General features: G+C 40.6%; 21 protein-coding genes. 13 read left to right on the forward strand and 8 right to left on the reverse strand.

What is annotated here, in order from left to right; translation table 11 throughout:
* Window positions 1-90 precede the first annotated feature (90 nt).
* Both MTF68_RS09845 and MTF68_RS09850 read left to right on the forward strand, forming a co-directional pair.
* Window positions 91-1,407 (forward strand): L,D-transpeptidase family protein, encoded by a 1,317-nt coding sequence (locus MTF68_RS09845; RefSeq protein WP_248462354.1) that lies wholly within the window; start codon window positions 91-93, stop codon window positions 1,405-1,407.
* A gap of 15 nt (window positions 1,408-1,422) precedes the next feature.
* On the forward strand, window positions 1,423-2,424 hold the full coding sequence (locus tag MTF68_RS09850; protein ID WP_248462356.1) for a D-Ala-D-Ala carboxypeptidase family metallohydrolase: 1,002 nt from the start codon (window positions 1,423-1,425) through the stop codon (window positions 2,422-2,424).
* Between the two features lie 103 nt (window positions 2,425-2,527).
* Here MTF68_RS09850 and MTF68_RS09855 read toward each other — a convergent pair whose 3' ends face one another.
* Entirely contained in the window at window positions 2,528-2,845 is a 318-nt protein-coding gene (locus MTF68_RS09855) for a hypothetical protein (RefSeq protein WP_138579026.1), read from the reverse strand.
* Between the two features lie 386 nt (window positions 2,846-3,231).
* Between MTF68_RS09855 and MTF68_RS09860 the strand changes: the two genes are divergently transcribed.
* The 4 genes from MTF68_RS09860 to MTF68_RS09875 all read left to right on the forward strand — a co-directional run bounded on the left by MTF68_RS09860 (window position 3,232) and on the right by MTF68_RS09875 (window position 8,196).
* Window positions 3,232-4,899: a methyl-accepting chemotaxis protein gene (locus MTF68_RS09860; protein ID WP_029774564.1), complete on the forward strand. Its 1,668-nt coding sequence runs from the start codon at window positions 3,232-3,234 to the stop codon at window positions 4,897-4,899.
* A 304-nt stretch (window positions 4,900-5,203) separates the two neighbouring features.
* Window positions 5,204-5,677, forward strand: coding sequence for a MarR family transcriptional regulator (locus tag MTF68_RS09865; protein ID WP_052026274.1), 474 nt, complete (start codon window positions 5,204-5,206; stop codon window positions 5,675-5,677).
* A gap of 146 nt (window positions 5,678-5,823) precedes the next feature.
* Entirely contained in the window at window positions 5,824-6,573 is a 750-nt protein-coding gene (locus MTF68_RS09870; RefSeq protein ID WP_096041278.1) for a serine/threonine protein kinase, read from the forward strand.
* Between the two features lie 270 nt (window positions 6,574-6,843).
* Window positions 6,844-8,196, forward strand: coding sequence for a magnesium transporter (locus MTF68_RS09875; protein ID WP_024033089.1), 1,353 nt, complete (start codon window positions 6,844-6,846; stop codon window positions 8,194-8,196).
* A 42-nt stretch (window positions 8,197-8,238) separates the two neighbouring features.
* On the opposite strand, the gene MTF68_RS09880 is transcribed toward MTF68_RS09875, so the two are convergent.
* The 4 genes from MTF68_RS09880 to MTF68_RS09895 all read right to left on the reverse strand — a co-directional run bounded on the left by MTF68_RS09880 (window position 8,239) and on the right by MTF68_RS09895 (window position 11,039).
* The gene (locus tag MTF68_RS09880; RefSeq protein ID WP_029774567.1) at window positions 8,239-9,072 is read right to left on the reverse strand and encodes a mechanosensitive ion channel family protein; all 834 of its coding nucleotides are present in this window, start codon (window positions 9,070-9,072) and stop codon (window positions 8,239-8,241) included.
* 37 nt (window positions 9,073-9,109) lie between these two features.
* Window positions 9,110-9,829: an LrgB family protein gene (locus tag MTF68_RS09885; protein ID WP_121637848.1), complete on the reverse strand. Its 720-nt coding sequence runs from the start codon at window positions 9,827-9,829 to the stop codon at window positions 9,110-9,112.
* On the reverse strand, window positions 9,822-10,175 hold the full coding sequence (locus MTF68_RS09890; protein ID WP_004586211.1) for a CidA/LrgA family protein: 354 nt from the start codon (window positions 10,173-10,175) through the stop codon (window positions 9,822-9,824). The genes MTF68_RS09885 and MTF68_RS09890 overlap by 8 nt, the downstream gene beginning before the upstream one ends.
* Before the next feature lie 72 nt (window positions 10,176-10,247).
* Window positions 10,248-11,039 carry a crotonase/enoyl-CoA hydratase family protein gene (locus MTF68_RS09895; protein WP_248462357.1) on the reverse strand — a complete coding sequence of 264 codons (792 nt, stop codon included), beginning with the start codon at window positions 11,037-11,039 and terminating at the stop codon, window positions 10,248-10,250.
* Window positions 11,040-11,288: 249 nt separating this feature from the next.
* On the opposite strand from MTF68_RS09895, the gene MTF68_RS09900 reads away from it, so the two are divergent.
* Genes MTF68_RS09900 through MTF68_RS09910 form a run of 3 tightly spaced genes read left to right on the forward strand, consistent with a single transcriptional unit; the run spans window position 11,289 to window position 12,969 of the window.
* On the forward strand, window positions 11,289-11,618 hold the full coding sequence (locus MTF68_RS09900; RefSeq protein ID WP_029771932.1) for an HI1450 family dsDNA-mimic protein: 330 nt from the start codon (window positions 11,289-11,291) through the stop codon (window positions 11,616-11,618).
* A gap of 33 nt (window positions 11,619-11,651) precedes the next feature.
* Complete coding sequence (locus tag MTF68_RS09905; RefSeq protein WP_004586215.1) at window positions 11,652-12,464, forward strand: DUF481 domain-containing protein; 813 nt, start codon at window positions 11,652-11,654, stop codon at window positions 12,462-12,464.
* Between the two features lie 16 nt (window positions 12,465-12,480).
* Window positions 12,481-12,969, forward strand: a complete 489-nt coding sequence (locus MTF68_RS09910; protein WP_248462359.1) for a hypothetical protein — start codon at window positions 12,481-12,483, stop codon at window positions 12,967-12,969.
* A 40-nt stretch (window positions 12,970-13,009) separates the two neighbouring features.
* On the opposite strand, the gene MTF68_RS09915 is transcribed toward MTF68_RS09910, so the two are convergent.
* Complete coding sequence (locus tag MTF68_RS09915) at window positions 13,010-13,495, reverse strand: peptidylprolyl isomerase (protein ID WP_004586217.1); 486 nt, start codon at window positions 13,493-13,495, stop codon at window positions 13,010-13,012.
* A gap of 12 nt (window positions 13,496-13,507) precedes the next feature.
* Window positions 13,508-14,419: a transcriptional regulator gene (locus MTF68_RS09920; protein ID WP_248462361.1), complete on the reverse strand. Its 912-nt coding sequence runs from the start codon at window positions 14,417-14,419 to the stop codon at window positions 13,508-13,510.
* Between the two features lie 162 nt (window positions 14,420-14,581).
* On the opposite strand from MTF68_RS09920, the gene MTF68_RS09925 reads away from it, so the two are divergent.
* Together MTF68_RS09925 and MTF68_RS09930 are read left to right on the forward strand one after the other, a co-directional pair.
* Window positions 14,582-14,833, forward strand: coding sequence for a succinate dehydrogenase assembly factor 2 (locus MTF68_RS09925; RefSeq protein WP_004586219.1), 252 nt, complete (start codon window positions 14,582-14,584; stop codon window positions 14,831-14,833).
* Complete coding sequence (locus MTF68_RS09930) at window positions 14,826-15,245, forward strand: hypothetical protein (RefSeq protein ID WP_248462363.1); 420 nt, start codon at window positions 14,826-14,828, stop codon at window positions 15,243-15,245. Before MTF68_RS09925 ends, MTF68_RS09930 begins: the two co-directional genes overlap by 8 nt.
* Here MTF68_RS09930 and nadB read toward each other — a convergent pair.
* Window positions 15,220-16,830: an L-aspartate oxidase gene (gene nadB, locus MTF68_RS09935; RefSeq protein ID WP_024033085.1), complete on the reverse strand. Its 1,611-nt coding sequence runs from the start codon at window positions 16,828-16,830 to the stop codon at window positions 15,220-15,222. The genes MTF68_RS09930 and nadB overlap by 26 nt on opposite strands.
* A 245-nt stretch (window positions 16,831-17,075) precedes the next feature.
* On the opposite strand from nadB, the gene rpoE reads away from it, so the two are divergent.
* Together rpoE and MTF68_RS09945 are read left to right on the forward strand one after the other, a co-directional pair.
* A complete protein-coding gene (gene rpoE, locus MTF68_RS09940) occupies window positions 17,076-17,657 on the forward strand; it encodes an RNA polymerase sigma factor RpoE (RefSeq protein ID WP_004586222.1) in 582 nt (193 codons plus the stop codon).
* Window position 17,658: 1 nt separating this feature from the next.
* A complete protein-coding gene (locus MTF68_RS09945; protein ID WP_024033083.1) occupies window positions 17,659-18,285 on the forward strand; it encodes an RseA family anti-sigma factor in 627 nt (208 codons plus the stop codon).
* Window positions 18,286-18,288 lie beyond the last annotated feature (3 nt).

An 18,288-nucleotide genomic window follows, 5' to 3' on the forward strand; every position in this document is an offset into this window, starting at 1 on the left:
TTATTTTGGCACCTGCATTGCACCTTCAAATTACTGTTAAGCAGTAAGTACAAAAGCATTTATCAATGATATTTAGCGAGGAGGTACAAAGTGAAGGGGTTATTTTCAAAGGCATTGTCTACAAAGGTAAAGCACATTACGTTACACGCTACGCTTGCAGGCTGCGTTAGCGCCATCCTAACAGGGCAAGCGCTAGGCAGTGCAGATCTTGAAAGTGTGGCACTTGCCAACTCTTCATTGACCACTTACAACTCGCAACAACAATTGCAAAATGGCGATTATTATTTTGATCAAAATGCAGCACAGTTAATAGCGCGCACCGAAAAAGCAATTAACTGGTACACAGAAATAGTTAACAGTGGCGGGTTTACCCCTTTATACACTAATGAGTTGCTTGAACTTGGCAGCACTAGTAAAGCGGTGAGTCAGTTGGCGCTGCGTTTGTATCAAGAGCGTGACTTAACCAGCAATGTATGTGACACCGCAATGTGCACATTTGATAAAACCATTGAGCAGGCTGTGCAGCAGTTTCAGCGTCGCCACGGTTTAAAGGTTGATGGGCGAGTAGGAAAGCGTACCTTAGCTAAGCTTAATGTACCCGCTAAGAAAAAATTGGCTAAATTAAAGCTTAACTTTTACCGCATAACTAACTTCGCAGGCTCAAGTGATTCGCAGTATGTGTATGTAAACATACCTGAGTACACATTGCGCTATGTAAAAGCAGGCGAAGTAAAACTACAAAATAACGTTATTGTGGGTAAGCCGAGTTGGGAAACACCTGCCTTTAGTGACGAAATTGAAAAATTTGTAGTAAACCCTGAGTGGCGTATACCAACCTCTATTGCAACCAAAGAAATAGCACCAAAGATGGCAAAAGATCCTCAGTACCTTGCTAAAAATAATATCGAAGTTAGAAAAAGCAGCTACCTAGATTCTAAAACAGTTAACCCCAGTAATATTGATTGGCAGTCTATTAAGCCCTATCAGTTTGATCACTTTTTAGTTAAGCGGGCAGGGGATGAAAACCCACTTGGCGAAGTGAAATATCTGTTTCCAAATCCTGAAGCCATTTATGTTCACGATACTCCAGCAAAGCAGCGTTTTAACCAAGCGCAGCGTGCGTTATCACATGGTTGTATAAGGGTTGAAGAGCCATTTTCATTGGCGCGTGAAATAATTAAGCACCAAGGTGAAGAGCGCACTCTTAAGCAAGTGGATAAAGCTAGAGATACCGATACCACTCAAACTTTTTATTTAAATGAGCCCTTACCGATTCATTTAGTGTATTGGACGGCGTGGGTTGATGAAGACATGCTCGTTAATTTTAGAGACGATATTTATCAACACGACGCAAAAGCATTACTTAAAAACGAAGATCAGTCAGTCATTGCTGCATTGATAAAATAGACTATGAGAGGATTTATGCCGTTTATACCGAGTATTTTAGGCTGCATATTAGCGCTTTGCGTAAGCGTAGGTAGTTATGCCGCCGAGCCCGTGAAAAAAGCACACCCAAGCGTTGATATTCAAAATAAAGCAAATTTTGAAGATGCAGAGTTTAGCCTAAAAATTAACGACATAGTAATGCCGTATTCGGTGTTTTCTGTATTTGTGATGCCTAATGAGGCAGTTGAATTTGAAGTGCTTTACGCACAATCAAAACGACCCTATTCATTACTTAATAACCATAGCAACGCCACCTTAACTGATACAAACCGCTGGCAGTGGCAGGCGCCTAAAAAGCCTGGCTTAACACGGGTAATTATTGAATCCCCCGACAAAAAGCAACGTATGACAATTAATGTGTTTGTTAAAGTACCTGCAGATGAAGTACAAGGTGGAAAGCTTAAATATTACCACATTGGCCATTACCCAACGCCCTCACAAATTAAAGATAGTAAGCATTACATAGTGCCCGATGGTTTTGTAAAGGTGACCCCAGAGAACGAAAATATAAAAATATCACCGCATTTTTCTCTTAAAGAATTTGTGAGTAAGCAACGAAGTAAGCACCCTAAATACTTATTTTTACAAAACAAGTTGTTACTTAAACTTGAAAAAATACGCAAAGAGCTGATTTTAGAAAACATACCGGTTAAAAATATGGTGGTAATGAGCGGCTACCGCACCCCTTATTACAACAAAGCCATTGGTAACGTAAAGCTTAGCCGCCATGTGTTTGGCGACGCTGCCGATATATTTATAGATAACGACGGCGACTACCGTATGGATGATATAAACAAAGACGGCAAGCACTCTATTGGTGATGCACAAGCTATGGCTAGTATAGTGGAGTCGCTCGCTAAGCGAGAATCATTTAAAGGCTTACTTGGCGGTTTAGGTGTTTACGGGCCAAAATCGCATCGCGGTGCATTTATACATGTTGATACGCGTGGTTTTAAAGCGCGCTGGGTGAGTAAGTAATATATGTTTCATGGTTAGTAATCACGTTAGCATAAAAAGTATTGGCAATTTTTTATTGCCAATACTAAGCAGGTCACTTTACTCAAAATTAAAGTGCAAAGATTCAACTCAATAACAGCCATGTTATTAAAACACATAAGGTATAAGACTCGTTCAAACCAATTAAGCGAAGGTTGAAGATGTCTGAAATTAAACGGTTCCAAACTTCTTTAAATAGTGCCGACAAAATACAGGCGCTTATAATCCACATTGCTAGCAATAGCGCCATTTTTACTGTGAATGTTTGTATATAAATATCAATAAGGCTATTCGTTTGATATGTACTCCCTACATCAAACGTCATTAACGTACACAACAAGCTAATAGCCCACAAAGCTATGGTTGCAAAGATATTAAAGCGCGTGGTAATTCCTTTTTTCATTAAAGATATGTCCTTTTTAATTAAAGTTAGCTTTACTTTTGTAAGTTACCATTAATGGTACAACGGTTCTACTGCAGCATAAAAGTTTCGTACTCAAGCTCTTCAAATTGTTTTGATAAAACCTTAGGTTATTAAATCTGATTTTATAGATAAAAATAGTTAGCATTAGACTAATGTAGCGCATCATTAGTATGTTCAAAGATTTATATAAAAATTATAATATATCTAATAACGCCATTAACTTGGCAACACTTCACTTCTATCAAAACTATATGTGGGCGTTAATATTATATCCATATAGTGGGTTTAACCTTATTAAACCTGTTCTATAAGTATTTATTAAAGTTACTAAATTTAATGCTTTACGCATTTACACCGGAGAGTTAATGAGTAATTTGAGCTTGAGAAATAAACTTTTACTACTGGCTATTTTACCGTTGAGCTTGTTATTAATTAGCTTAATGGCCAGCTCGTACTATTTAGAATCGCAAAACCAGCAACAAAATTTTGAAACAATTAAATCTAAACTCATTAAAGACAAACACACGCTACTTGCCACCGAAGTGGAAATAGCAAGCAAGTTGGTACGCCATCAGTTAGATAACGGATCAACACAAAGTGTTAAAAATGTCCTTAGGGAGCTTACTTTTGGTGACGACGGTTACTTTTTTATTTACGACACACGCGGCGTTAGTGTGTTCCATGCCTTGTTAGGAAGTGCTATTGAAGGGCAAAATAAAATAGGGATGACAGACCCAAATGGTAAAAAAATAATTGTTGGATTATTAGAGCAAGCACGTAAAGGTGGCGGGGCATTTAATTACCATTTTCAAAAGCCAAATACCAACGGGTTAGTAGAGAAAATAGGGTATGCCGTAATGATACCAGGTACCGATTGGATGATTGGTACGGGTGCCTATATGGATGATATACAAACAGAGCTTGCAAATTATAAACAGACTATGCAATCACATACTCGCGAAAAAATAACCACCTTGTTATTAATTGCCTTATTTTGGGTTGTGGTTAGCGTAGTGGGCGCACTTTTAGCGTCTAACGCTATGGTTAAACCTATCCAAATAATGGGCCAAAGCTTAGATGATATTGCTAAAGGTGAAGGCGACTTAACAAAACGCCTAGCTATACATACGCACGATGAAATAGGGCAGTTGGGCGAATCGTTTAATGTGTTTGTTAGCAAGCTGCAAAGCATTATAAGTAATGTGGCTGATGTTACTAATGATGTAAAAAATGCCTCAAGCGATATCAATTCGCAAACAAAACTGTTTGAAAATAAACTGCTCAATCATAACCACGAAACAGACCTAGTTGCCACAGCGATTACCGAAATGTCGGCTACCTCTCACGAAGTGGCTAAAAATACCACGCAAGTTGCTGAGTCTACTCATACGGCAACGCTAGAAGTGGCAAAAGCGCAAGAGTGCGTAGATATTTCACTAAGTGAAGTTTCCAACCTTATGGGCGAAATTAACCTAGCTGCTGATCAGGTAAACTCTTTAAGTGAGCAATCTAAAAAAATAGACAGTGTACTTAGTGTAATAGGTGGCATTGCCGAGCAAACTAATTTGCTTGCACTTAACGCCGCCATAGAAGCCGCACGTGCCGGCGAGCAGGGTAGGGGTTTTGCCGTGGTGGCTGATGAAGTAAGGAGCTTAGCGAGTCGTACACAACTTAGTACCCATGAAATTAGTGAAATGCTAAGTGAATTACATAACTTAGTAGGCGCCGCGGTAAATGCCATGCAGGCGAGCCAAGCAAGTTGTAATCGCTCAGTTGAGTCATCGCGCGATATATCGCAAAGTTTAGGTGCTGTGACTACGTCGGTTACCACCATTAACGACATGAGTACGCAAATTGCAACCGCTGCAACAGAGCAAAGCTCAGTGACAGAAGAGATAAACCGTAATGTGTTTGCCATTCAAGAAATTGTTAATGAACTAACCCAAGCAAGTAAGGCCACCTCTGAGGTTAGCCAGCATTTAGCTGGGCGCGGCGAGAACTTAGGACAATTAATAGGGCAGTTTAAGGTTTAAAATTTAAAACGTCATTGCATAAACCACTACTAGCCGCAACTTATGTTGCGGCTTTTTATTTTAAATACAAAATAGTTTAGGGCCTGTTTACTTTTTGAAGTTGAATTTTTAGCAAGGTACCTTTACTTGGTAAAGCTGTGCTTATATTTTAAGGTTGCTGCAAAGGCATAGGCGTATTAACGCCAAACATGTCAGACCCTAGCTAGAACAAATTTTTATTTTTGAAAGTACGCTAACCCTAGGGAATTTTATTAATTATGTGTAGTCTATTACACGCATTTTGAATAAACAGAGTAACCCTTATATGCAACAAAGTATGCCTTCAGTACAAAACGCCGACCCCGAAACGCTCGTAGCAGAGCAAGACCTAGGCCGGTTGATATCGTTTTTACGTTCAAAAATTGCTACACACATTGATGCCCAACTCGATTGTATGGACTTAACCTCTGCGCAATATATTGTGGTAGTGCTATTAGCGCGTGGCTCAGTAAACACATTAGCCGGACTGAGCGATCATATGGTGTACGATAAAGGCGCGATGAGCCGTTTGTTAAAGCGTTTAGAAGAAAAAGACTTAATTGAAAAAACACAATGTGAGTTTGATAAGCGCTCTACACTTTTAAGTTTAAGTGATAAAGGCAAAGCGCTTTATCCGCAAATAATGCCCTTAGTAAATCAAGTGTACGAAAAAGCACTTAGCGGCTTTTCTGAAAATGAAAAACACAGCGTTATGGACTTACTAAACCGAGCAATAAACAACCTAGATACACCTTCATAAATCTCTAAAAAAGATTATCAACATTTTAGCGATACTGTTTCAATAAAAACTTAGCCTGCTAAGTACTAGATCTATTTGTGCGGCAAATCCAACTTTGCTAATATAGTTGCCTAGGCAATTAAAGTTATCATCTTGTTAGGTTTGTTATGATTGAAAATAAGTTGTTATCACAATTACAGCAGCAGTTTCCTGAGCATGTATTTATGCAACAGTATTTTAGTGTTGTTCATAAAGGGCGTTTTGCGAACGCAATTGTATACAGGTACAAAGATGATACGTTTGACTTAATAGTAAAAGACTTTAGCCAAAGCCCGTGGTTTATTCGTAAAACCTTTGCCAAGCTTTCTGTAAATCAAGAATTTAAAGGGTTGAGCCGCTTAGCACAGCTTGATGCAGTTGCTAATCGGTTTAGTCGTTTATCGCCGATAGCGGTGGCGTATGACTACATAGAAGGCACGCCGCTTAGAAGCTTAATACACCAGGGTGAGACGTTGCCTGTTGAATTTTTTATTGAGCTTGAACGCCAAGTTGCAAAAATGCACCGCCTAGGCATTGTGCATTTAGATTTACGTAATATGGGCAATATATTATGTGGTAGCGATGGCAAGCCTTATATCATTGATTTTCAGTCAACCATTAGCTTTTCGCGCTTTTCGCGTTGGTTGCAACGTTTTATGCGCGGCTCTGACATGTCGGGCGTATATAAAGCGTGGGATAAGCTAAGTAGTACACCTTTGCCGCGTGCTAAGCAGCAGTATTTGCAGCGTTTTAACCATGTTCGTAAACGCTGGATATTTAAAGGCTACCCAATACAACGTGCATATGCATGGGGTGCTGCAATGGTCACGCAGTTTGTGGACTCTGACCTAATACGTAACTTAACCGATAGATTTTAATTCCCCTTTTTCATTGTGTGACTTTGCCCATAACAGCTTAGCGTTATGGGCTTTTTTTTGGTTAAAAATAAGGCCAATAATTTCTTATTTTAATTTTTAAAATAAACAGTAGTATCGCTGGTGTTTTTACCCCTACAATGCGCAAAAATAATGAGCGCAGTTTCAACCATCAAAGCTTAAAGCGTCTTAATAAGTTTAGGTTTTTTCTGCAATTTTTTATTGTTCAAGTAAACTATAAGCAATGTGCATTTTTAAATTTAAGGTTTCAAGATGATTGAGTATCCAGTCGACCAACTACCGCAGCTAATAAACGATTTATTACAATGCGAAACACACACGCAAAAAAGCCAGCTTTTAGCCGATGCACAGCTTAATTTATCTACTGAGCACCTATCGCTACTTTTTGAGGCCATCCCAAAAGAACAGCGTCTAGAAATTTGGCAGTTATTAGATAAAGACACGCAGCATGAAATATTTGTCACCCTGAGTGATGACAGCTGCTTATGGTTACTACAAACCTTAGATGATAGCGAGGCATACGCGCTATTAGATGAAGTGAATGTTGAAGAATTACTTGAGCTTGAAGAGGTTATTCCTGAGCGCTTTGTTGATTATGCTAAAAAGCAACTCGATGAAGCACAAACGAAACAATACGATCTTGCTCAGCAGTATCCGCCTGAGCAATTAGGTCACTGGGTTGGTTTCGACTTTCTAAAAATAACTGAAAAAGCAACAATTGCAGGCGTTAAAAAATTACTGCACAAAGGTTTGCCGCAATACAGCGAAGTTGTGTATTTAGTTAGCCGCCAAGGCAGCCTAATAGGTGAACTTGCAGTAAATGATTTAATAAAAGCCGATGAGGGCGATAACCTATTGGCGCTGGCAAACTATGATTTTTCATCATTACATGCAGATGATGATTTATACGAAGCGGCAGAAGTGGTTATTCACAGTGAAAAAATGGCCATGCCGGTGGTTAATACCGATAACAAATTAGTCGGGCGTTTAACCATTAGCTCGGCATACGAACTACGCCAAGAAATTGCCGACGAAGCTGCGGCCAAAGCTGGTGGTTTACGCGAAGACGAAGACCTGTTTGCCAGTGTAAGAAAAAGTGCTAAAAACCGGGGAATTTGGCTGGGTATAAATTTAGCTACTGCGTTTTTAGCATCTTGGTTTATTGGCTTATTTGGCGCAACAATAGAGCAAGTTGTGGCACTGGCGGTACTTATGCCTGTGGTGGCCTCTATGGGCGGAATCGCCGGGAGTCAAACTTTAACAGTAATAGTGCGCGGTTTAGCGCTTGGCCAGGTAACCGACTCTAACCGCAATGCACTTTTAAAAAAGGAGCTACGGGTGGGTGCGGTGAACGGCTTAGTGTGGGCATTAGTGATTGGCGCGCTCACCTTTGTTTGGTTTAGCGACATAATGCTAAGCATTACAATTACCGTTGCTATATTGCTTAACTTAGTGGCTGCGTCGTTAGCTGGGGTTGTTATACCGTCTATTTTAGACAAAATGAAAATAGACCCTGCGCTTTCTGGCTCGGTAATATTAACCACGGTTACCGATATAGTTGGGTTTGTGACCTTTTTAGGGTTAGGCAGTTTATTACTGCTTTAAGCTATAAAACAACAAAGCCGCATTAAGCGGCTTTGTTTTTTATTAAGAAAGGTCGCGTTCTTTAATAGTAACCACCCGCTGCGGAAAGGGTATTTCTATCTCAGCGCTATTAATGGCTTTATAAACGCCTGCGTTAATAGCAAGCTTGGTTTCTATTATTTTGGTTGTAGGCACCCAATAGCGATAACTAATGGTTACGCCGCTATCGGCAAAGCGCTCTATGCCTACTTGAGAAATAGGGTTTTGAGCCACCTGATCATGAGCCTTTAACACTTCTTCAATAAGGCTAACAGCGGTATCAGCGCAGGCAGTATAAGCTATGTCTATTTCTCCTTTAACTAACGAGTAGCTAAACGAGTTGTGAATAATTTCACCCACTATGTGCTTGTTAGGAATAGTGATTTCTACTTTTTCTTCATCAATTAAAATGGTGTAACCCAGCTCAATTGTTTTTACTTGGCCGCTGACTCCTTTTACTTCAATGGTATCGCCTACCACAAAAGGGCGCGTGGCAATAATAGCAAGGCCTGCGCCATAGTTTGAAAGCATTCCTTGTAAGGCTAAACCCGCACCCAGAGAAGCAGCACCTATAGCCGCTACAAAGGGGGTAACACTAATGCCTATTTTGCCAAGCGCTATCACTACAACCATCACAATAAGCAATACTTTTACCACGTTACTGACAAAGCTGGTAAGCGTGATATCGACATTGTGACGAGCCATCAATTTAGCGACTAAATTTGAGAGTTTTTTAGCCACCCACAAACCCAGTATAAGAATAAAAACGGCACCCACAATTTGCATGCTGTAGGTAACTAAATACTCAGTGAGCATGGTGTAGTATTTTTCAAATTGTTCTATTTCAGAACTGATCATAGTGGGCTCTTTATATTGCGTAATTATTTTTTGCTAACTATAGCAAAGTGTTGACTAAAAAAGGATATAGCACGGGGACTATTATGGCGGTTAATAATGCGCTTAAAGCCATCGCAACCGAGGAAAACGCGCCTATTTTTGGGTGCTCGTCTAGTGCTGCTGCGGTGCCTATAGCATGGCACGCAGTTCCCATTGCTATTCCTTGAGCTTGCTGGTTATTAACACCTATCCACTTAATGAGCATTAACCCAAAGAGTGCACCTAGTAAGCCAATAAATATAACTAATGCTGCGGCAAGAGAGCTAATCCCCCCTAAGGACTCAGTAACTATTAACGAAATAGGCGTAGTTACACTTAATGCAGCTACGGAGGCGCTTAAATTGGCGGGTACATCAAATAAAATACTTAAAATAAAAGCCACCACAGTGGCGTTAATAATGCCTAAGCTACACGTGCTTACTATTAACAGTAGATTTTTTCTGACATGTATAAACTGCTGATACAAAGGTAAGGCCAGTGCCACTATAGCAGGCTCTAATAGCCAACTAAGTAGTTGGCTATGCGTGGAAAAATCAGCATAAGGTAATTTTAAATTAACAAGAACTAAGGCAATAATCGCAATACTTAAAAACACCGGGTTGGTGAGCGACTTTACTATGCTGTGCTGCCAGTGTTTATTAAACGCTCTTAATAATAAAAACAGCAAAATAATAGCGGGAGTTGTTAAGTACCATAGTGTAAGGTGCAGCTCAGTCATTGTTATTTTTACCTTTAACATAGCCAACAACGCTGCTTACCAGTAAAAGCGTACTGGCAGGGACGAGCAAAATAACCAAAACCAAATAGGGCCAATGTAGCTTAATAAGTGCAATGTGCTCGATAAATCCTACCCCCGCGGGTATAAAAAATATTGGCATAATATTTAAAATAGGGGAGGCCGAGGGTTTAATATGGTGCTCTTTCACTACACCTAACAGTAATAAACTCAGTAAAATAACCATGCCAAGGAGCGGTGCAGGGAAGCTGCCACCAATTAAGTGCATTATTAATTTAGCACACCCTAAGCACAGTAAAATAATTGCACTGCTAAGCAAGTACTTCATGATAATGGCTCATTAATATAGAAAGAAATTAACGTTAGCAAATACGCACTATTATTAAATGCTAATTTAGTCTTACCAGCGCTTTGAATTTGCATAGCTTATATCTGTTTTCCCTTTTGCTTTGGCAATTGCTTTTTTAGTATTAGGATTGAGTAACAAGCGAATTTGGCTAAACGTTTCTTTAGCTAAAATTTGTCGTTGGTTTGTTGTGTAGCTTTGCTGAGTAACGCGCTTTATCGCTGCCAGTGTATCGGGGGAGCGTTCACGTAATATATTTAACATGCGCTGTGTGGCCTGTTCGGTATTGTCTGTAAGCTCTGTGACTAACCCCAGCTCGTAGGCCGTGTGTGCACTAATAGGGTTGGCGTGGCTTGCCAGCCACAGCGCTTGGTCGCGCTTTAATAAACCAGCAAGCACTACATTAGCGCCCATATCGGGGCATAGCCCCCAACGTGCTTCCATAATGGCCAGTTTTGCTTGGGTATCAACAACTCTATAGTCGGCGCCCAATGCTATTTGTAGCCCACCCCCTAAACAATTTCCGTTTATTTGCGCAATCACAGGTACGCTTAACGATTGCCAGCCCAGTACCACTTTTTGAGCTAGGTTTTGATTGCCAGGTAGCCATTTTAGCAACAGCCTAACAATGTTTAATGGTGAGGCCATCACTGCAGCCACATCAAGCCCTGAGCAAAAATGCTCACCATCACCTTTTATTACTACGGCGCGAACACTTTTATCTTTTTTTATACGTTTAATAGTGCTGTTTAATTGCATGAACATATCAAAGCTAAGTGCATTTTGTTTTTCTGCGCGGCTTAAAATAACGTTAGCAATGCCTTGTTGTATTTCTAGTTTTATCATTGCGCTCTCCTATTATTATGTGTTTGAGCTTATGATGTACGCCTTACTAAGTAAAGTAACGGTTTGTTTTATAATAAAAAATAAATTGAATTATTTTTAACTTTTTTAGTCAAAGCACTTTGAATCTTATTTAAGCTTAACTGCGCATGAGCTGGTAACAAAAAAGTCATTATTTTTAGCTGTTTTTTCTCAAAACACAGATGAGTTTTGATATTATGTGCGCACTTAAAATGCATTGAGGTTTTACCCATGTCAGGCCCACGTTTATATAGCGAAGAAGAAGTTACCCATCAAGCGTACGATATTTTTTTAGAGCTGGCGCCAAATAATCTTAGCGAACAAGATGTTGAAGACTTTAACGAATACCGAGAAGAACTTGGGTTTATTGAAGAAGGCGAGCCTGATGAGCAATGGCAAAACTTTGTAGCACTTGAAATAGAGCCGGAGTTATTTGTGCAAGTGCTAGTGGGGTTAGAGTTTGAAAACGAAGATGTGTTATTTGCAAAAATTTTAATTAGCCGTGATAAAGACGCGCCGTTTTGTCATATTTTGTGGAAAGAAACAGAGCACGCTGAGTAAGCAGTTTTGTTTGTATGTGCAAGAGAGTTTACCGTGCATAAGTATTTACTATTCGTGTTTTTAATAATGAGCAGCCGCTGTTGGGCTGTTGATCCATTTGAAGACTTTCATGAATATGGACAACTCTCTGATGAAGAAATTCACGAGCTACATAAAGGCGAAATGCTCTATGGCGATACGGAATTTGGCTTGATTTTAAGTAAGGGTAATACTAACTCTACCAGCTTTAAGTTTAGAGGAAATTTATACCAAGACTTCGAAAATTGGCGTAACCAATTTAAATTAGACACCTTGTATAAACGAGATCAAAACGAAGATACAGGGCAAACCGATGTAACGGCAGACCGTATTTTTGTCTCTGCACAGGGTAACTACAAAGTGGGCGTTAAAAACTCTTCATTTTTTATTTACGGTGACTACGAAGAAGATAAATTTAGTGGCCTAGATTACAAAAGTACGGTGGCTACCGGCTATGGTGCCAGAGTTTACCAAGGTGTAAAAAATAAAGTAGATATTGATATTGGCCCAGGCTTATATCGCTCTGTCGCTGATGATGAATCAGAGGTAAGCGAAGAAGATGAAAACAAAACCGGTTATTTAGTTCGTATTGCAATGCAGTGGGAGCGTTTGGTATCAAAGCGCACGCGCTTTAATCAAGATGTGAGTATTGAGCAGTCTTTGTCGGGGTTAAATTCGCGTTTGAAGTCAGAAACCGCTTTGATTAGCCAAGTCATAGGAGCGGTATCGTTAAAGTTTGCCTACATGTATCGTTATAATTCAAAACCTGAAGACGATAACCTTAAATACGACTCAGAATTAAGCGCCACGTTGGTGTACAGTTTTTAATAATAAAGAGAGCGTTATGTATCAGCATAAACAATATGCGGTGTTTATATTTTTTGTTTTAGCATGGATAGGCGGCTTTGTAGCCTTAGCCTGGAACTTAATGGGCGCCGATGTGCCATTAATGGTATTTGCCGGTGTATTGGTTTTAGTCGGTTTTTTGTTTCATGGCTTAACTGTAAAAGTTGACGAGCAAACAATTAGTTGGGCTTTTGGCCCTGGCGTTGCGGGGCAACGATTAGCACTAACTGACATAGTAGAGGCTAAAGCGGTGCAAAACTCTTACCGCCATGGCATTGGTATTCGTATTACGCATGATGGGTGGGTGTATTCTGTATCAGGGTTTAGTGCGCTACAGTTAACCTTAAAAGACGGTACTAAGTACCGAGTGGGAACAAACGATCAGCAAGGCTTATTACGTGCGCTTGAGGGTAAAATAACACCCAGTGAAACCCCTTTAGAGGAACCGGCGCCAATAAAAACCGCGACCTACAACAATATGTTATAAAAAAAGCGCCTTAGGCGCTTTTTTATAAACGGCGGTATGATTAGTGATCGTGACCACAACCGCCTTCACCGTGCACGTGGCCGTGCGCAAGCTCTTCTTCGGTTGCTTCGCGCACCTCTAAAATTTCTACATCAAAGTTAAGGGTAATACCCGAAAGCGGGTGGTTGCCATCAACTATAACGTCTTCATCTTGAATCTCGATAATCATCACAGATTGATCACCATCATCAGTTGACGCTCTAAATTGCATACCCACTTCAATCTCCATGCCATCAAACATCGACTTAGGCACCGCTTGCATTAGGTTATCGTGACGTTCGCCGTAGCCTTCTTCAGGTTCTACTTTTACATTTAATGTATCACCGGCTTGCTTGCCTTGGAGTGCATTTTCAAGCCCTGGGATTAAGTAGCCTGTGCCAATAATAAAAACCAGTGGCTCGCCATCAAAAGAGTTATCAATGGTATTGCCATCGTTATCCAGTACTGAATAATGCATTTTTACTACTGTGTTTGGTGCAACGATCATAGTCATTCCTATTTATTCATCTTCAAGAGAGTAAGGTAGAGGCAGAATGCTTAGCTCTACCTGAGGGATGTGCTTTGCACGAAGTACGTGTGTACTTGGTGTATCGTTTGGCAGCACAACAAGGCCAAATATGGTTTGGCTATTTTCGTTATAGCTTTGGGCAATTAGTTTACCAGCGCGGCGCCAGTTTTCGCCCACTTGGGTTTCAAGCTCAGGCTCTTCAAGTAGGCCATCGCTTTTACCTGTAACAATATACATAGCGCGTTTGTTTTTACCTAGGTACTTCATACGGGCAACCGTTTCTTGGCCGGTGTAACAGCCTTTTTTAAAACTAATGCCGTTAATCGCTTGAAGGTTTACCATTTGTGGTACGTATTCGCCAATGGCGTCACTATTTAATTGTGGCTCGCCCGCTTTTATAGCGGCTTCTTGCCATAGTGCGCAGTTATCTAATGTAGACACATCATCTGGCATACTAAATTGGCTATCAACCATTAGTAAAACGCGATTTGGCGCTAACTTAAGGGCTTTACCACTTGGGAAGTCACAGGCCGTTTGGTCATCAGAAAAACGAATATCAAGTTTTTCTAGTACTGGGGTTAAATCGTCACTGATCAACCCGATTAATCTGTTCGTAGAAACATCAATATCTACTTTGGCAAACACAGCGTATTTTTTTAGCTCACTGAGCGACTTCTCTACCTCAGGCTGTGAACCTGCTAAGTAGTAGCTATCTTGGTGAGAAAATAATTTAAACACACCCCACAACTTGCCTTTGGCACTGCAGTGACCAGCCCATAAATAATTGCTGTTAGATAGTTTATTGAGATCTTGAGTGATTTGTCCGTGAAGATAAGACAATTTATCCGCACCGGTTAGGCTAATAAGTTGGTGAGATAACGGACATGCATAAACGCTCGACATAAAAACCTTCTGTGCAATACAAATGAGTAGACATAATAACGCAGTTATAACCTAGGGTACAGCAACGAAGGCGGGCAGTTTTTTATTATTTGAACACAGATTAATAGCTGCTAATTAGGCGGGTATTTGTTAAACTCGGGACAATTAAGTATGAGGTTTAAAATGACTGAAATTCATAGTAAAGCACGTATACGCTGGGCTTGTCGCCGCGGCATGTTAGAGTTAGATGTTTTGTTTATGCCATTTGTAGAGCAGGCGTATGATTCGTTAAATGCACAGCAACAGGCTGTATTTCAGCGTTTGCTAACCCAAGAAGACCCTGATTTATTTGCATGGTTTATGGGCCATGAAGAATGTAAAGATGCTGAGCTTAATACCATGGTATCGCTAATTTTAGACCGAGTTCGTGTATAGGTTTACAGTAGTAAATAATAAAGCAGAACAGCGGCCAGTGGTGCTGTTTTTCTGCTTATTAAGTGTGGTATTGGGGCTTTATTTAAGCTCTTTTTTTAGCATTGTTGTTTGTATAACTGTAAATGCAATTGCGCTATGCTGGGTATGGCAAAAAATAGTGGCCATTCACCCTGAAAGTGGCGTTATTATTTTAGAGCCTAAGCAAATACGCTTCGAAAACGAAAGTTTAAAAGTTCAGGGGCAAATAACCCCTAAAACAAAAATATTAAATACCAGTGTGTGGTTACACATTAAAGGTTTTAATAAACACCAATGGCTTATTATTTCAGCTAATGGCGTAAATAAGCAAAGCTACGCACGTTTAAAGCGCGCAGCATTGATTGCCATTAATGGCGAGGTGGAATCAAAATAGTGGGTGTTGGGTTTTCATTTTGCTCAGGGTAGTCAATTGTATAGTGAAGGCCACGGCTTTCTTTACGCTGCATTGCACTTCTAATTATAAGCTCGGCTACTTGTACTAAATTACGAAGCTCCAATAAGTTATTACTTACTCTAAAGTTTGCGTAATAATCATGTATTTCTTGTTGTAATAACTCAACACGGTGCAGTGCTCGTTCTAGGCGTTTAGTTGAGCGCACAATGCCTACATAATCCCACATAAATAACCGCAGTTCGTGCCAGTTATGGGTAATAACAATTTCTTCATCAGAATTACTGACTCGGCTTTCATCCCAACTTGGCAGCGCAAGTGGTGCTGGCGCATGCTCAAGTTTACTTAAAATATCTTTAGCGGCAGCGTGAGCAAACACAATGCACTCTAATAATGAATTGCTCGCCATACGGTTAGCGCCGTGCAAACCTGTGTAGGCTACTTCGCCTACAGCGTATAAGTTATCTAAATCGGTTTTACCATTAAAGTCGCTCATTACACCGCCACACGTATAATGCGCGGCAGGAACAACCGGGATGGCTTCTTTGGTTATATCAAGCCCTACACTTAAACACTTTGCGTAAATAGTAGGGAAGTGCTCAATAATAAAGTCTTTATCTTTGTGGCTAATATCTAGGTATACACAATTTGCACCTAAACGCTTCATTTCAAAGTCGATAGCACGGGCTACTATGTCGCGCGGTGCCAGCTCTTCTCTATCGTCAAAGTCTTTCATAAAGCGAGTGCCGTCGGGGCGCTTTAAATACGCTCCTTCACCGCGCATAGCTTCGGTAATTAAGAAGTTTTGTAGCTCTGGATGATAAAGGCTAGTGGGGTGAAATTGGTTAAATTCCATATTGGCTACCCTACAGCCTGCACGCCACGCCATGGCAATACCGTCACCGCTAGATACATCAGGGTTTGAAGTGTACAAATACACCTTGCTTGCCCCCCCCGTTGCGAGCGCTACAAATTTAGCGGAAATAGTTTCTACTTTTTTTGCTTTTTTATTCCACACGTACATGCCATGAATATGCGAACCCGGCTTACCTAAGCTTTTATCACTAATCAAGTCGATGGCGTTGTATTGCTCGAGCAGGGTAATGTTTTTATGCGCTTTAACTTGGCTAATTAACGTGGTTTGTACGGCCTTACCAGTGGCATCGGCTGCATGTAAAATACGGCGATGGCTGTGTCCGCCTTCGCGGGTTAAATGAAAGCGCTCTTTTCCTTTGCTATCAAACTCCATATCAAAAGGAACGCCTTGCTCAATGAGCCATTGTAAACACTGATGCGCATTACTTGCAGTATAATGCACAGCTTCTCGGTCACATAAACCACCGCCGGCATCAAGGGTATCTTCAACATGTGATTCTATGCTGTCGTTTTTTTTATCAAATACTGCGGCAATCCCGCCTTGTGCATACAGTGTAGAGCCTTCGGTAAGGGCACCTTTACTGATCACAGTAACATTACAATAGTTAGCTAAAGACAATGCAAGAGATAAGCCCGCCGCGCCGCTACCGATAATAGCGACATCAGCAATATGATGTTTATTTTGGTTCATGTCAGAGGTACTTTGCGGTTACAATGCTCAAATTAGAGCAATATTTGTTTTTAATAGTGTAGTTGTATCATATTTGTCATATTACTACGTAGTGATTTTAATGGCTTAGCGCCGTTATTTACGACTATTTTATAAAAAAATAATATTAAGCAGAACTTTTTATTCATAAAGAGGTCAGAGTATTTGTGAACAATGGCGACACTATGAATAACCAGCAAGAATCAAACAGAGGAGTACCGGCTCGAATGAGCGAGCAGGAATTAGATTTAGCGCTTGTAAAAAGGGTCCAGCAAGGAGATAAAAACGCCTTCAACCTATTAGTAAAGAAGTATCAGAACAAAATTGCAGGGTTAATTTCACGTTATGTGTCTAACCAAGGCGATATTGCAGATGTAGCACAAGAGGCATTTATTAAGGCCTACCGTGCACTTCCAAACTTTAGAGGTGATAGTGCCTTTTATACGTGGTTATACCGTATTGCCGTTAATTGTGCTAAAAATTATTTAGTAGCTCAGGGCCGTAAACCGCCAGCAAACGATATAGACGCTGAAGATGCCGAGTTTTATGACGGTGCGGATTCGATGCGTTCAAACGCATCGCCTGAAAACTTACTGTTAAGCGACGAAGTACGCGCTGTTATTTTTAATACGATTGATAGTTTGCCTGAAGACCTTAAAACCGCGATTACCCTAAGAGAAATCGAAGGGATGAGCTATGAAGAAATAGCCGTGGTAATGGATTGCCCTGTTGGGACAGTACGTTCGCGTATTTTTAGAGCCCGAGAAGCAATAGATAATAAATTAAACCCATTAATAGGCGAGTCTTAGTATGACAAAAGCACACGTTAACAAGTTGGATAGCGAAACGTTATCAGCATTACTTGACGGCGAACAACACCTTGCAGAGGGTAAAATTTCTGATCAGGATGTTGCTACGTTTGGTCGATATGCGCTAATTGGTGATGCGATGCGTGCTCAAAAAAATAACAACGACATACACATCGATATAAGCGATAACATCGCCTTAGCACTTGAAAGTGAGCCTGTGTATGCCGATTTCACCCAATCGACAGCAAACAAAGCTCCAGATACCGAGCACAGTGAAGCGCAGCAAGACAACAAAGTAGTGGCGTTTAATTGGCGTAAGCCGGTTGCACAACTTGCTATTGCTGCAAGCGTAGCTATGTTTGCCATTGTTGGCGTAAATACCTTGCCGCAAGGTGCGGGCGAGCAAGAAAGCGAAATTCCGCTTTTACAAACTACCCCATTAACAGGTATGGCGTCGCCGGTGAGTTATTCATCAGAACCTGCTCTTGAAAACGCTGAGCAAGGTTTACGCGAATTACAGCAACAACGCATTGGCGCGTTAGTTTTAGAGCATCAACGTCAAGCACGTGTTGCACACTCTTTGCAAACAGCGCAAAATAGTGACAAAGCGCAAGAGGAAAAAAACTAATTA

The organism is Pseudoalteromonas sp. 2CM37A (genome assembly GCF_023161885.1).
GTDB classification, from domain to species: domain Bacteria; phylum Pseudomonadota; class Gammaproteobacteria; order Enterobacterales; family Alteromonadaceae; genus Pseudoalteromonas; species Pseudoalteromonas atlantica.